At 42.7% G+C, this 16,879-nt stretch carries 6 protein-coding genes; 2 read left to right on the forward strand and 4 right to left on the reverse strand.

Going from position 1 to position 16,879, the window contains the following annotated elements; genetic code table 11:
- Positions 1-4: 4 nt before the first annotated feature.
- Both AB0756_RS19930 and AB0756_RS19935 read right to left on the reverse strand, forming a co-directional pair.
- On the reverse strand, positions 5-5,179 hold the full coding sequence (locus tag AB0756_RS19930; RefSeq protein ID WP_408019760.1) for a two-partner secretion domain-containing protein: 5,175 nt from the start codon (positions 5,177-5,179) through the stop codon (positions 5-7).
- A gap of 46 nt (positions 5,180-5,225) precedes the next feature.
- Positions 5,226-7,058, reverse strand: a complete 1,833-nt coding sequence (locus AB0756_RS19935) for a ShlB/FhaC/HecB family hemolysin secretion/activation protein (RefSeq protein WP_038092721.1) — start codon at positions 7,056-7,058, stop codon at positions 5,226-5,228.
- A gap of 341 nt (positions 7,059-7,399) precedes the next feature.
- On the opposite strand from AB0756_RS19935, the gene AB0756_RS19940 reads away from it, so the two are divergent.
- The gene (locus AB0756_RS19940) at positions 7,400-9,505 is read left to right on the forward strand and encodes a serine/threonine-protein kinase (RefSeq protein WP_038092725.1); all 2,106 of its coding nucleotides are present in this window, start codon (positions 7,400-7,402) and stop codon (positions 9,503-9,505) included.
- 234 nt (positions 9,506-9,739) lie between these two features.
- Complete coding sequence (locus AB0756_RS19945) at positions 9,740-10,327, forward strand: fasciclin domain-containing protein (protein ID WP_038092729.1); 588 nt, start codon at positions 9,740-9,742, stop codon at positions 10,325-10,327.
- A gap of 260 nt (positions 10,328-10,587) precedes the next feature.
- Here AB0756_RS19945 and AB0756_RS19950 read toward each other — a convergent pair whose 3' ends face one another.
- Together AB0756_RS19950 and AB0756_RS19955 are read right to left on the reverse strand one after the other, a co-directional pair.
- Positions 10,588-13,383, reverse strand: a complete 2,796-nt coding sequence (locus tag AB0756_RS19950; RefSeq protein ID WP_167844795.1) for a CHAT domain-containing protein — start codon at positions 13,381-13,383, stop codon at positions 10,588-10,590.
- Between the two features lie 226 nt (positions 13,384-13,609).
- A complete protein-coding gene (locus tag AB0756_RS19955) occupies positions 13,610-16,870 on the reverse strand; it encodes a two-partner secretion domain-containing protein (RefSeq protein ID WP_050046597.1) in 3,261 nt (1,086 codons plus the stop codon).
- Positions 16,871-16,879: the final 9 nt, after the last annotated feature.

The raw sequence follows: 16,879 nt of genomic DNA on the forward strand, positions 1-16,879 counted from the left end.
ACTTCTAGCGTGCAGCACAACTGGTAGGTCTGAGAGTTTGTAAGGGGCGTTGTGCGTTCGTGTTAGCAGGATCGTAAGCTGTCAGCACGATTTCACCTTTTTGGTTAAAGACCCATCCTTGCGCTGGAACAAACTGTTTGGGATTGGGGTTGGTGGATGACACCGTTGTATGACTGATACTTGCAGAATTACCAGCAGTGGAAACAGGCTCAAGTAAATCGACTTGCACGTTGTTGCTGTTGGCGGTTTGACCGGGACTCGGTGGCAAACCACCACGTCCGGTGACGATAAATCGACTACCTATACCGCGCTGACAGGGATTCTGGGCAATTTCTTTTGAGGGGTCTGTCACTTCTTCAGGTAACTCCACCAACCCGCGATTGGGGTCGATTTCGGTATTGAGTTGTACTGTACCTTCTTGTTGCGGCTGTTGTTGGGAAATTGCAGTGATATCGCTTGTGGGTACATTATTTGGATCGAGTCCGTTGGGATCGAATTGCTCGAGCTGTTTTCGGGTGAGTGGAGCGATTCCAAGCAATGCACCTCTAATAGAAATATTTCCACCCCGACCGTTAAAAGCATTGGCTGTGATGTCGCTATTTTCTTGAGGAAAGGCAATGATGACGCCATCAGGAATGTTGATGGTGATGTTTCCACCGTCGCCACTCCCCTGAGATCTGCCTGCAGTGGCAGAAATTTTACTTCCACGACGCAAGATGAGTAAGTCTTGCAAATTTAACTCGATACTACCACCCTGAGCACTCTGGGTTTCTGCGGTAATTTTGGCATTGTCCAATCTGAGAGTTCCTGCCCCAATTTTAATACTGCCACCGTTGCCGCTACCTTCACTATTTACAGATATTCTCGCGCCATCGCGAAGAATAAATTCTTTGGGGTCAATGTCAATGCTACCACCATCACCTTGAGAGTTTGCTTCGGTGTTAGAAAACAATCCACTGTTACTGCCAGAAAGAAGGATGCGATCGCTTACCCTTAAGATAATATTACCTGCTTTGCCACCCCTACTAGTAGATGTAGTCACCCGTCCACCATTGCTTACTTCAAAAGTCTTAGCGTTTATAGTTATGTTGCCACCATTACCATTATTAGCTGTGAGTGCTTCTACAATTCCACCGTCTGCTAAACGAAAATTATTAGTGGTGACAGTAATACTGCCTGCAGCCTGTGCTTCAATATTAGTTGTTCCTCTTTCAGCACTAGCAAGCAATGCGCTTGAAAATCCTACTGTTGGGAAGGAGACGGGAAATTGAATAGAACTGGAGCCAGAAATATTAACAAAATCTTTAGCATTAATTTCGATATTGCCTGCTTTTCCCTTTCCCCCATTTAGACCATTTCCTTCACGAAAAACAATACTACCTATCTGACCACCATCTGTTAGGGTCAGCGATCTTGCCTGTACATTAATATTACCAGCAATTCCTTCGCCTCCCTGTTCTACATTACTCCTAATGTTACTCAATTTCGTGAGCGTGACAGGGCCATCAATTTGCAGTGACACCTTTCCAGCATTTCCCCGACCAGAAGTTGCAGTACTTAGCTCGCTAAGATCGTTCATTGATAGGGAGCCTGCTTTTATGTCAATGTTACCTCCTTTACCTGTTGCATTCTGACCTACAAAGCTTGAAATTTGATTAAAAGAACCAGAAGCGGTTCCTAACGTGGTAAATCCAAAGAGATTAACAGCGTTGCGGACAGCAATTTTAATGTTTCCAGCATCTCCTGTGCCAAAAGTACTAGCGCTGATTTGTGCGCCGTTACTCATCAATAGCGAACCATTTTCGATAGTGAGATTGATATCACCACCATTGCCTTGTGCCTCTGAGCCTACGGTACTGAATATGGAACTGGGTAGTTTATTTGCTCCACTACTGACTCCGTCAAGTGTCACATCACCTCCACGGACTGTGACATTCACATTTCCCGCATTCCCAATGCCAGCCGGGATGTTTTTCTCCGTATCTGCTTGACGAACGATGGTTAGCAGTTGCCCGCCACTACTAAGGGATAAAGACTTGGCTGTGATATCGATAATACCTCCCTTGCCATCACCGCCTGCTTCTATATTGCTTCCAATAACAGCATCCGTATCCAGGGAGACAGAACCATTCTCCGCTCGCACAGTTACATTGCCAGCATCGCCCTTGCCATAGGTATTGGCATTAATTTGTGCGCCGTCACTCATATTGAATGAGCCTTTGCCAACGGTGATATTGATGTTGCCACCTTTGCCTTCGTCCCCAGATTCTAAAGTGCTAAAAATTCTAGTGTTTCTCCCAGTAAGGGAAAAACCGTTCTCAGCCCGCACGTTGATATCTCCAGCAATGCCCTTGCCAAACATACTGGCAATAATTCGGGCACCATTACTCATGTTCAGCGAACCATTTTCGATAGTGAGATTGATATTACCACCATTGCCTTGTGCCCCTGAATCTACGTAGCTAGCTATGAGACTGGGTAGTTTATTTGCTCCACTACTGACTCCGTCAAGTGTCACATCACCTCCACGGACTGTGACATTCACATTTCCCGCATTCCCAATGCCAGCCGGGATGTTTTTCTCCGTATCTGCTTGACGAACGATGGTTAGCAGTTGCCCGCCACTACTAAGGGATAAAGACTTGGCTGTGATATCGATAATACCTCCCTTGCCATCACCGCCTGCTTCTATATTGCTTCCAATAACAGCATCCGTATCCAGGGAGACAGAACCATTCTCCGCTCGCACAGTTACATTGCCAGCATCGCCCTTGCTATAGGTATTGGCATTGATTTGTGCGCCGTCACTCATATTGAATGAGCCTTTGTCAACGGTGATACTGACGTTACCACCTTTGCCATCACCGCCTGATTGTAAAGTGCCAAAAATTCTAGTGTTTCTTCCAGTGAGGGAGACACCGTTCTCAGCCCGCACGTTGATATCTCCGGCAATGCCTTTGCCAAACATACTGGCACTAATTTGAGCGCCATCACTCACATTCAGCAAGCCATTTTCGATAGTGAGATTGATATTACCACCATTACCTTTGCCAAACATACTGGCACTAATTTGAGCGCCATTACTCATGTTCAGCGAACCATTTTCGATAGTGAGATTGATATTACCACTGTTGCCTTGTGCCTCTGAGCCTACGGTACTGAATATGGAACTGGGTAGTTGATCGATACTACTAATTCCGGAGAGTGTCACATCACCTCCACGGACTGTGACATTCACATTTCCCGCATTCCCTTTACCTGCAGGACGCTGATTCTGCGATTGACGAACGATGGTTAGCAGTTGCCCGCCACTACTAAGGGATAAAGACTTGGCTGTGATATCGATAATACCTCCCTTGCCATCACCGCCTGCTTCTATATTGCTTCCAATAACAGCATCCGTATCCAGGGAGACAGAACCATTCTCCGCTCGCACAGTTACATTGCCAGCATCGCCCTTGCCATAGGTATTGGCATTAATTTGTGCGCCGTCACTTATATTGAATGAGCCTTTGTCAACGGTGATATTGATGTTGCCACCTTTGCCCTCACCGCCTGATTCTAGAGTGCCAAAAATTCTAGTGTTTCTTCCAGTGAGGGAGACACCGTTCTCAGCTCGCACGTTTACGTCTCCAGCGTTGCCTTTGCCATAAGTGCTGACATCTAATTGACTCCCATTATTCATAATGAGGGAGCCATTTTCAATAGTTAGGTTGACATCACCACCCTTGCCCATTGCCCCTGTGTCTATGTAACTAGTTATGAGACTGGGTAGTTTATTCACACCACTACTGACTCCAGCAAGTGTCACATCACCTCCACGGACTGTAACATTTACATCTCCAGCTTCCCCAGTGCCACCTTGACGAATCAAGGTTTGTAGTTGAGCACCATCGTTGAGAGATAATGACTTCGCGGTAATATTAATTCCACCTGCTTTGCCATCGCCTCCGTCTTCTATATTATTAAATATATAAGTATCACCTATAAGTGAAACAGAGCCATTCTCAGCTCGTATGTTGATGCTTCCGGCATTTCCTTTTACATAAGTGCTGGCACTTAGTTGAGCGCCACCAGACATTGAGAACGAACCTGCTTTAATATTAATGTTGCCACCGTTACCACTGATAGTATTGCCACTGTAGTTAAAATTATTAACAACATTATTGTCAATCCAACTGAAACCTGATATTTCTATTGCCCCTGTTGCATTGAGCGTAATATCTCCGGCTTGAGCACCCGTTACCACTGTAGGTGATAAGCTTATCCCGCCTCGCACTAAACTATTGTCGCTAATCTCTATATCTTTGGCGTTGATGGCGATACTTCCACCACCGCTACCACGTACAATGACGTAACCTTCATTCTTCAGTCTTACATCTGCTCGCGCTACATCATCAGGAAAATTTAACTGTAGAGTATTCCCGTCTAGCCCTATTTCACCTGTTCCTCTGACTCCTCCTAACTCAATGCGACCACTCCTAGCGGCTAGTGTGCCATAATCTACAAGCACATCACCGCCCACTAATGCTATAGATTTTCCATTTGGAACTTCAAGACCAGTATAATTACCGTTGATGTCCTCAGAGTACGATTGAACGGTAATATTGGCAGGATTCGTGGGATTAACTGGATTGTCTCGAAAACGCAAACCAGTGGGAATATTCACGGTTAACAATTGTGGCGGTGCTAGTTTGCTAGTGGCGCTAAATTCAAACTGGTTGCCAAATAACAAGCTACTTGCGGTACTTCCCAAAAAGGAACCGCCCACGTCTAATTTGGCATTTGGTCCAAACAAAATGCCATTGGGATTGATGAAGAATAAGTTAGCACCGCTCAATACACCGAGCGTCCCTTGAATGTTCGATGCATTTCCCCCTGTCACTCGACTGAAAATATTCTGAATGCCAGTTTGGGGATTAAAGTAGACTCTCCCATTAGCATCGACATCAAATTTCTCAAAACTGTGAAACAAACTTGTCCCGCGAGTCGCACCGCCATCAATGCGATCGCCAAGACTGCCTTTCACATCAACATTAGTATTTACAATAGAATTTTCACTCCCTAGGGTATTGTCGGGAATAACTTGTTGTGCCTTTGCAGGAGTGATAGGTGCAAGGCTTGCAATAGAGTACAAGGGGAAAGAGAAGAAAAAGAGCGATCGCTTGGATGGTTTCATGATGAATGCCTTATCTTATAAAGTGTTTTTTTCTTCCAGAGAATTCTTAAAAAGGGCTGTAATTGACTGAAAAGTAAAAACCTTGTTCTTGTAAAGTCCTTTCTCTTGACTCAACATCAATTAACGGAATTCCGTAGTCAAAGCGAGCATTTAAGTTGTTACCCATTTGCCATTGCAAACCCAAACCAACACCCAGTAAGGTATTGCGATCTGGATCTGGATTGCTTTCGCCGGAGCTATTCCAGCCAATGCCAAAATCGATAAAAGGCACGACTTGTAAAACTCCTTGAATATCTTGTACTCTCAAAACAGGTAACCTAAACTCTGCAGAGGCAAAAAAGCCATTATCGACCAAAAGCTGGTCTTGTCGGTAACCTCGGACGCTTTGCAGACCTCCTATGCCTATTTGTTCTAAAGGTACTAAAGCTCTTGTTGCTAACTGTAGGTTAGAGCGCAATACTAGCAAAGTGTCTCGCGCCAAAAGCCTGACATACTGTCCTTGTCCGCGCCACGAGAAAAAGCGACTGTCGGGAGCATCGCTATTGATAGTGGCGTCCAACCATGCTACTCCAAGATTGAATTGGGAACGAACAGCCAAGACTTGTTGCGGGCTGCGTTGTATGTATTCCTGAACAAACCGCAAAGCTGATATGCGAGTTTCTCCATTCTCATCAGCTCCTGGTGAAAGTGGAAAGCTCTCTCCCTCAACTTCTGTCAGACTTTGCTGTCGTACTAGATTCAAACCTAAGGCAAATTCTCGGTTGGGAGTTTGGATAATCGGCTGGCGGAAACCTATATCTATGTAAAAAGAGTTACCTGTAATATCTGCTTGGTCGAAGGGGGGTTCAATGACTGTAGTGTCTGTAAATCCACCAGCCAAACTAATAGACCCATTCCGGGGATTGATGGGAACTGTATAGCTAAGGTCAAGGGAATTACTACCATCAGTATTGGTATATATTGCATCAAAACCATCACCCAAACCAAATACATTGCCTTCAGAGATCCGGACACCACGTCGGAAACTCCCTACACTTGGCGCACGAGCATTATCCAGAAAGAATTCTGTCCTGAAGGAGTCTGCTTCTACAACCTTCACTTCCAGTACGCCCTGCTCCAAACGAGAGCCAGGAGACAATTCCGCAGAAAGGTTTTCAATCAAGGGGTTCAGTTGCAATAGCTGTAGGGCTTTTAGCAGGCGGTTGCGATTGAAAGGTTGAGAGGTACCGAGTTTTAATCGACTGCGTATGTAGTTTGGATTTAACCGTCGAGTCCCTGTGATTTTTATTTCTTCCACTCCCCCTTCAACAATCTGAACTTTAACAACTGCTCCTTTTGGTGATAAGGTTTGCCCTGCGGGGATAAAAGCACCAGAATTAATGTATCCTGCATCAATGTAAAGCTTTGCGATCGCAGCTTCTACTTCCAGCAATTTGGAAAAAGGGATCGGTTTATCGATAAATTCAGCTGTTATTTCGCTTAATTTTCGATCGCTAAATGCCGTGTTCCCTTCAAACTCGAACTTAATAACTCTGATACTTCCGGGAATGTCAGGACGTGTTTGTGAAGGAGAAGGTGTTGTGGGGGTAATATCAAGTGGAGTTTCTGGTGGTGGTTCTGGGGCGGGAATCGGCTGAGGTGGTGGGGGTACTGGAGTAATGGGATTTGGAACCTGAGATAAAATAGTAGACGCTACGGTATTGCTATACGTAAACTCTGAAGTCTCAAATTGAGGAGGTATGGCGTCTGTTTCCTTAAGACCTTCCATTGGCAAGCTTTCAGCCGAGGCTTCACAAGCATAAGAGGTGATTAGCACTTTGAAAATCAACCCTACAACTAGATTGAGCTTCAACCAGCTAACTACTTTACCCCGACTCATGGTATTATGCACTCCCAGTAAAATTGTTTAAAGTAAATAGCGATTGCGTTATTATACCGAGTTAAATATAATTAATCTATCCTAAGGAATATCTACCACATATTCCCAGTGCTGTCTCCCTTTTTGTAGATAATTATTTCTTATCAAAACCCGTAATGTCTCGGCAGACTCCCATGTTTAACTCTCTAGGATAAAACTCTTACTTTTAAACGATCCTCATTCACTAAAGACGACCCTGAGTAGTTAAGTTTAATTGTGACGATATACTTAATTAAATGTTGTCTGCCTGCTTCGTTAAAAACTATCGCTTAATATTAATTTATATTTAAAAACCAAGTTATATGACCGAAGAATTATTGGGTGGACGCTACGAAATTATCAGGGAATTGGCACGAGGGGGTTTTGGTGTAACTTATTTAGCCAGAGATACTTTATCAACTGACCCTCCTTGTGTTGTCAAAAAACTAAATCCTCAAATTGCTGATGTTGAAGCAGCAAAGAGATTATTTCAAAGAGAAGCCCATATTCTTAACTATTTACAGCAAAGTCAACAGATCCCTAAATATATTAATTACGTCGAAGAATGTCAAAATTACTACATAGTTCAAGAGTATATACAGGGTAAATCATTGGATAAACTTATGGATCGGCGATGGTCCAAAGAGGAAGTTCTGAATTGTTTACACGAAATTTTATCAATCTTAAAACATCTTCATCAGATAAATATTATACATCGCGATATCAAACCTTCTAATATCATGAGAAGGGATATCGATCGCAAGTTTGTCTTAATTGACTTTGGTGCAGTCAAACAACTATACCCAACAGACTCATTTCGGCAATCATACAACCAGCAGTTACCACCTCATACTATGATTGGAACGCCGGGATATGCTCCTGCGGAACAGTTGGAGGGAAGACCCGGTTTAAATAGCGATATTTACGGCTTGGGGATGACAGCAATTCATCTGTTAACAGGAATCGAGCCAAAGAATATCAGGCGGGACAGACAAACAGACAAGATTGTATTTCCTGAAGGAATTGAGATCGATGATTTCTTAGCAAATATTTTAACCAAAATGGTAGACCCGAGTCCCGATCGTCGCTATCAATCTGTTGTTGAAGTTCTAGAGAGTTTGAATGCGATCGCGCTAAGACAAAACGGTCATTCTCACAATCATTCTCAAAATGGAAGCACACCACCAATCGAATTTTCAACTTCCCCACCCTTACCGTCATTTTTTCCTCAAAATAATGCTATAACTCGACAAGTCTCTTTACATTTCGCTTTACAGCTTTGGTACATTCCCATCTTATTAGCAGTGGTTGGAGCGATTGTCATCACTGTAGAATTGATTAACCCATTTATCCGACCCTTTTATTACGCATATCGAGGAAATGAGTTACTCGATATACGTCAACCTGAAGCAGCTTTAGAACAATTTGAAAACCTCATAGCAATGAAACCCAACTCAGTTGAAGGTTGGAAAGGTCGAGGTGATGTTCTTTTAAGCTTGGGGCGTGATTCAGGAGCCTTGGGGTCGTATGATAAAGCACTCTCTCTACAACCAAAGAATGTAAAAGTGCTCAACAATAAAGGTAAGGTTCTCTATAAATTTCGCAGGTATAAAGAAGCCTTAGATATGCACGAAAAAGCTCTGCGTATTGACTCTAACGATGCTGAAGCTTGGAGTGGTAAAGGCTTAGCTTATATGGGACTGCAACAGTATAGGGAAGCATCAGATTCCTTCGATAAACTCAGGCAAATTAGACCTGATGAGCCGAAAATTTGGTACGAAATAGGGTTGGCTACAGAACAGTTACAGGGACCGCAATTTGCAAGAGAATATTATAAAGAAGCGCTAGAATCTTATAATCTTTTGCTGAGAAGACAGCCAAAAGATTTAATTGCTTGGACCGACCAAGGAACTGTTTTACTAAAGTTAAATCGTCCCAAAGATGCACTGGCTTCTTATCAGAAAGCACTGGCAATTGATGAAAATTTTTATGAAGCTCTACTTGGTATGGGTAACGTACTTTTTTCTATGGGTACAGAAAAACGTGAAGAAGCCCTTTCCGCTTTCGATCGCGCCAGTAAACTCCGTCCGCAAGATTATCAAGTTTGGTACAATCGGGGTATTGTACTGGCTCAATCCTTTAAAGACCATCAAGGGGCATTAGAATCTTTTAATAAAGTTATTGATTTGAGGAATGATTTTTATCCTGCTTGGCAAAGCAAAGGACTAGCACTACTAGAGCTACAACGCTACAATGATGCACTAGACGCTTTTAACAGAGCCAAAGATATAGAACCTAAGAACCCTTATATTTGGGCTAATCGCGGGTATGTCTTAGAGGTGCTAAAGAGAAATCAAGAAGCTCGCGAGTCATATGACAAAGCAGTTGAATTAGGTTTTCCCCGCGAACAATTACAGAATTTGAAATAATTTTTACACCAAGAAAGCCAAATTGTAAATTCAAAGAGGGTTGCTATAGCTTGAACAAAGTTTTCTAAAGATGCGTAATTAATGAGTTTCTTACTGATATATATATATGGGAAAAGCTACCTGTAAATCAGGTAAGTTGTAATGCACAAAATCAAAATTTTGTAAAGACAAAACTTTTCATCTTAATCAGAAGTTGTAAAAGTATTTATTCGTTTACATCAAAGGTGCTCGCTTATGATTCCTCAAAATTTAAAGAACTCAATCCCCAAAAATTGGTTGAAAAAGTTGACCGCCGCGCTTGCGATCGCTGGTGCTAGTACCGCTATTTGTGTTCCTGTTTTGGCTAAATTTTATCCTCCATCGTCTCTTTTCCAACCTTCTGCTTATCGTAACTATCCTTACCGGAACTCCCAAAAAAATATTGCTGATACCCTGACTCAAGAAGGGAAATTTGCCGATCTTGTTTATGAATTAAACAAAGCTCAACTTCTGAAAACCCTCAAAAATGGTCGTTACACAGTTCTCGCTCCAACCAATGAAGCTTTCAAAGCTTTACCTAAAGATGTGTATCAGCGATACAGTCAGCCAGAAAATCGACTCAAAGTGCTGAAATATCATTTAGTTTCGGGGGTCATCTCTGATGAAAAGTTAGATGGTAAAGAAATACCAACTTTATTAGAAGGTCAAACAGTCAAAGTAACAGTCGATGAACCCAACGGAACAGTCAAGCTAAATGATGCGATCGGTAAACCACCATCCCTCGAAGCACAGAATGGTGTCGTTGTGGAAATTGATAAGGTACTTCTTCCTCCTGGATTTTAAGCAGAGTCTTTTTAATAAACACTCCACCGCAAACCTAAGGATTGGAATCAAATTCCCCTTACAAAGCTATAGTGATGTACAGATCTCTAGAAAAGAGATGAAACATCGTGAAAAAGGAGAATTGGAATGAAGTTCCCCCCTTTTGTAAGGGGGGTTAGGGGGGATCGAACTTGTGAATGCAGCCTGCGAAACTCTGCAAAGCTGCATTGAAACGGGAGGCGGAGTCACCAGAGCGTTGTGTTTATGGGATGCTCCGGTGCTTATTGCCAGTTTCCAACGAGTACAAAAGGTGCCCAAAAGTGAGGATGTCTGTACTTTTCATACTTATCAATAAAAGCCAGTTGTGCTTTTCTCAAAGCTTGAGCTTTACTGAGATTTGTCTTCTTGGCTTGTTCTAACTGGCTGTAAAATTCACCCATAATCTGAGTTGTCGTTTGATCCACAACAGGCCACAATGTTGCTATGGTGCTGCGAGCACCAGAGCGGACTGCGACTCCTGCTAGTCCTAAAGCAGCCCGTTTATCTCCACTAGCTGTTGCACAAGCACTTAGAACCAATAATTCGATGGGTCTACTCTGGTACAAACGAGCGTCTCGCAATAAGTCACCTAAGCGTTTAACACTGATGCGTTCATCCCAAGCAAGGATAAATGTCTCGCTCGCTTTAGAGCTAAACTCACCATGCGTGGCTAGATGGACTAGGGGAGGAATACGAGAAGCAAAAATTTCTTTTTTGAGCTGCGTGCTGGTGAATTTCTCGTTAAGAATCAATCGGTCTGAAAGACCAATTTGCTTAATTTGTTCGAGTTCTCGTTCTACATAGTTTAATGCTTTAAAGTCTTTATGTGGCTCGAAGCCCTCTCGGATTTTGCTGAGCCCTGCGGTGAAGACTTTTAAATCCACTTTTGCAATTGGTTTTGGATCGACGAGTTGCAACCCTGGAGTTAAGGCGATCGCATACTTTTGTAGCAGATACTGCTCGCCATCATAAAGGATACTCATGGGGAGATTTCGCAAATCTGCATCCAATACAAAAGCTAAAGTTGTGACTTTAGAGTTTTTCAATTCCGTCTCTATAGGTTGAATGAGCCAGTCATACAACTTTTTGTAGTAGACTCGCCAATCTGACTCGATACTATTGGGATCTGTGAGGGAACGTTGTACCTTGTCTACAGTGTCTTCAAATTCACCCGGCTTAAACTCGTATGTATGAAAGCTCAGAGTGGGTTGCTCTTGATTGGGTAAGCTAAGAATAACCTCCAACCTGTTTTGTAACACAATTGTATAAACAACTGCTGCTGTCCGATCTATGCTATCAATTTGTTTGGATTTTTCCTCTACGCAAGCTTCTTTAAAAAAGTTGTTGAGTTCAGCAAGTTGCAATGACTCTATGACATTACGGGCTTGAACTAAAAGTTCTTGACTTTCTCGATTTTTCCCCGTACTTTTTAAAGATTTTGCGTATTCTAGGTCTAACTCCACTAACTCACGATAGACTGGCTCTACAGTGTTTTGAAAAGAAAATTGGACTTCTGGATTGAGCGCTACCAAATCGTTCCGTAATGATTGCAGAGCATCATAGGCTTTGGTATAAGCTGCGATCGCATCTTTAATATCTCCTCTTTGTCTACGTATCTGTCCTAGCTGCCAGAAAAACTGGTAAGATACGTCTGGGGAATCAAAAGTTGAAGCAATACGCAGAGCTTGCTTTGTTAGTTCTTCAGCTTGAGGTAAGTTCTGTATTGAGTGAGTCATGTACAAATTGCCACGATACCCCAATGCATAAGCTTCAGATCTTTTGTCTCCCAAACTTCTAGATTGTTCGACTGCTCTTGATAAGACGCGATCGACTTCGTTTAAAGTTGGAAGTTGGGAATTCGCTTTTGTGAAGAGACCTGTTTGTGCTAACTCCACAAAGTTATGAGCAAAGTTGATTTGAAGGTAAACACCCGTTCGACTCGGGGGTAAGCTCATTATCTGAGGTTCGAGCGATCGCCATAATTGTTCTGCTTGTTGAAATTCCTCAGACTTTAACAATAAATTAAGTCGATTGAGTTGTGCTTGCTGTCGTGTTATTAACAATGGAGATAGAAGGATTGCCTTATTATAGTAGGAGAGCGCCCTTTGTTCGTAATCCTGGATTTCACCGCGAGATTTTTTGCCTTTTGCGATATCTCTTAAAGTATTGCCCATACTAAGATAGACAGCAGCCTGTTCCCAAGGAGAATTCAGTTTTTGTGCTAAGTTTATGCTGGTGTTTAAGATAGTTTCAGCGAACTCTGGCTGACCCTGGAATCGAAACAGTTCGCCCAGGCTTCTCAAGCCTACTAGTATTGGTAAAGATGAATTCTTGCTGACTTTTGTCAGTTTTTGCTCTAATTCTTGTTGAGACAGTTCTCTTAATTTTTGGCAATTTTGAATATCAATTTCTTGAGCTAACACTTCTAGTAAAGTATCGCAAGAACTATTATAAAGACCAATATCTTGCATGGCTTGAGCCTGATTAATTTTGCTCTGGGCTAACTTGTCTGGCTCATTTAGTTTGCTGTAGATTTTTGTAGCTTCTTGCCAAGATTTTAAAGCATTTGCTAACTGTCCTAATTCGCTTTGTAAATTTCCTTGAATATCCAAACTTTGAGCGTAAATTTTTAATTTTTCCTGGTTGTCTGGTTGATTTTCTAGAATTTTTAAGCTGTCTCGAAGTACTTTTTCAGCAAGATTCCACTGTCCGAACTGTTGGTAAGTCAAAGAAAGATTGCTGAAAGCCATTGCTTGGTTTAAACTATCTCCTTGAGTGGCAAAAATATTTGCTAATTGTTCCCAGACAGTTGCAGATTCCTCAAATTTGCCATTGCGGTATAATTCACTGGCTTTTTGGGTCAGTTGTTTGGGCTCTTGCTGAGCTTGAGCAATAGAGATGGGTACAGAAACTTTGGCAATAACAGGTGAAATTGTTGAGAGGGTAAATAATAAGGCTGCAAGGAAAAGAGAGCGCCGTCTGTATATTCTTATGAAGAAATTGTGTAATTTACTCAGTTTAAGCTGCTTTAAAAGCATAATTTTTCCTCCTGTCATTTTGGTCTCACCCAATAGGTTGTTTGAAAAGTGGTGAGTTGTGTTTAGGTACTTAGCGATCCCCCCTAGCCCCCCTTAAAAAGGGGGGAAAATACTCTTAAAGTTACCCAATTTACCGGGGGATTTAGGGGGATTTTGAATGTTTTGCTACTGATGAAAGGACTTTTCAAACATCTTCTAAAGGTGCAAAGAAGAGTGTGAAAACAAATCAACGTGCAATACACCCAGTACGGGTTCGTAAAGAACGTTGCGAACCCGTACTCGTATGGTCATAAGCTGTCAGTACCACCTTACCTTTGCTGTTCAATACCCATCCTTGGGCTGGTATAAGCTGTTGAACAGTTGGAGTGGGAGAGGGTGAAGTGAAATGACTTGGAGTTGCAGACGTTGCGGTACTTGCAACTGGCTCGATTAAACTAATACGTGCATTGCGACTGCTGAGAGCTTGGGTTGGGCTTTGTGGTAACCCACTGCGTCCGGTAACTACAAAGGTACTCCCTACTCCTCGCTGACAGGGATTTTGAGCAACTTGTTGTGTCGGATCTATGACTTCCTCTGGCAATTCTACCAATCCCCGATTGGGGTCAATATCTGGCGTGTTCAGCTGTACTGTACCGTCTAACTTTGGCTGCTGTTGGGAAATGGCAGTGATGTCACTTGTTGGTAGATCGCCTGGTTTGAGTTTACTGGAATCTGTCGTATTTAAGCGTCGCTCAAGCTCTGTACGACTGAGGGGGGAGATTCCAAACAAACCTTTTGCCCTAATTCTGACATTTCCTCCTCTGCCACTTATAGCGTTGGCAGTAATATCATTATTTTCGGGAAAAGCAACAATGAGAGGGACATTTATGTTGATGTTACCGCCGTTTCCACCAGATTGCGTCCCTTCTGCGCTTGTGGAAATTGCACTGCGTTGACGCAGCCGCAAAACATCTCGCAAATTTAGCGTGATATTACCACCTTCCGTGCTTCGCGTGTCTGCCGCAATGATTCCTCGATCGTTAAGTGTCAAACTATTTGCTTGAATTGTAATATCGCCCGCTTTTCCTGCTCCTTGAGAACTGACTATTATTCCACTATCTGGGTTCTCAACAGTTAATGTTTTGGATGTAATTGTAATACTCCCAGCCGTTCCTTGTGCATCCCTTTTAACTCCAGCAAGAATTTTTGCTCCACCAGCCACAGAAAGCGATTCAGTGTCTATCTTCACATTACCTGCTAAATTTTGTCCCGCCGTACTGGCATTGATTTGAGCGTTCTCAATGAGGGAAAGCTCCCGAGCTTTAATCTGAATCTCTTGTAGTTTGTTTGAAATATTATTTTCTATATTTCCTTCTGCAAGGCTAAAAATAGCACTCGTGTTCGTTTTAGAAAAACTTTGAATTAGGATGCGATCGCTAGCATCAACATAAATGTTACCAGGAGATCCATTTCCTTCAGAAGAAGCATTCAATGTACCCCCATTAGTCAGTTCAAGCAATTTGGTCTTAACACGGATATCTCCGCCATTGCCCACACCATCTGATTGCACTACGCTGAGAATACCACTACTGTTATTTTTTACCCTGCCATCAAAGGTGACTCGCTCCTTGGCATCAATAATGACATTGGCACCAGCCCCCGTTCCACGGACATATGCAAACACTCCGCCACCATCTTTTGCTACGAGGGAGTTGGTAGTAATGCGGATTTCGCCACCATTTCCTGTGGCGTTTGGTTCTACTCTGTCAAAAATAGCACTACCATCACCAAGCAACTCAACGCGATCGGCATTGATGATGACATTACCTGCATTCCCTATTCCATTTGTATCAGCCAACAGTTGACCTTTATTGGTAAGAGAAAACACTCCGGTTGTTATTTCAATATTTCCACCCTTACCCTGACTGTTGTTGGTTAAACTGTTATTAAATGTAGCTTCATTGGTAAGTTCTAGAAATTTGGTCTTGATGCGGATGTCTCCGCCATTGCCCACACCAGTTGATTGCACTACGCTGAGAATACCACTACTATTATTTCCTACCCTGCCATCAAAGGAAACTCGCTCTTTGGCATCAATAATGACATCAGCACCATCACCCTTTCCGCTTATATCTGCAAACAGTCCAGCGCCATTTTTGGCTTCAAACGAATTGGTATTAATGCGAATTTCACCACCATCTCCTACAGCGTTTTGTTGTACTCTGTTAAAAATAGCACTATCGGGACCAACCAATTCGACCCGCTCGGCATTGATAACTATATCGCCAGCCTTCCCTTTTCCATCTGTATCAGCAAACAACTTAGCACCATTGGTTAGGGAAAACACTCCGGTTGTCATTTCAATACTTCCGCCTTTGCCCTGACCTATCCTTGTTAAACTGCTATTGGCTCTACTTCCCGAATCGATCTGAATGCTGTTACCCGCATCTAGGATAATCTTACCTGCAGTCCCCTGTCCGTAAGTACGGTTATCTATTTTTGAATTATCCGTAACTGAGATAGACTCAATTGCATTGAGTTTAATATTCCCAGCAGTAGCGTTAACCGATTGCACGTTTTGGCCGATACCAGCTGTTACTATGCTGATATTTGAAATGTTAATGTTTCGTCCATTAATCGTAATGCTTCCACCACCCTGGTTGTTATTTGTAATGACATTGATTCCCGAGCGTTTAGTTACGGTTACATCAGCTCGTTGCACTCCTTGAGGAAAGATTAAAGTGCTGTCCTTTATCTCTACCGTTCCCTGTGTTTTCAAACCTCCTATCTCGATTTGACCCCCAGGAGCTTGCAAAACGCCACTATCTAAAGTCACATTACCCCCCACAAAAGCTAAAGTCTTTCCGGCTGGGACTTCAAGTAAAGCGAGAGCGTTCTGTCCTGGGATGTTGTTCAGATTAGTACTATTGAAATTTGCAGATGCACCCATTGTTGGTTCCAATTTATGACCGTAACCCTTCACTGTAATTGTTTCGGGTTTATCCCGAAAACGCAAACCAATAGGAATATTAATATTTAATGTTGGTGGTAGTGCTTGCGGATTGGTGGCGCTAAACTCAAATCCATCAAACAACAAGCTTTCCGCAGTACTGGCAAAAAATGAACCACCAATCTCCAATCGAGCATTTGGTCCAAAGATAATACCCGCAGGATTCAGTAGAAATAGGTTAGCACTACCTTGGGCTTTCATCAAACCATTGATGTCAGAAACAGAACCGCCTGTGACTCGGTTGATAATGTTTTGCACGTCTAAAGCATTGTTGAAGATGACCGAGCCAGCACGGGGAGAAAATTCTTTGAAGCTGTGAAACAGGTTTCCTCCAACTCGATCGCCGTTATCGATAGTGAAGTCAGGACCATTGGGGGTAACGGTGGTAGATAAAGTCCCATCAGAACTGACTTGTGCTTTAACAATGTTGGTAGAAGCAAAACATCCCAGTACTGTTAGGGGTAGGGATATTAAAAAAAGCTGCTGCATCTGTTTCATAATTAAGTC

The organism is Tolypothrix campylonemoides VB511288_2 (assembly GCF_045999855.1).
Taxonomy (GTDB): domain Bacteria; phylum Cyanobacteriota; class Cyanobacteriia; order Cyanobacteriales; family Nostocaceae; genus Scytonema; species Scytonema bouteillei_A.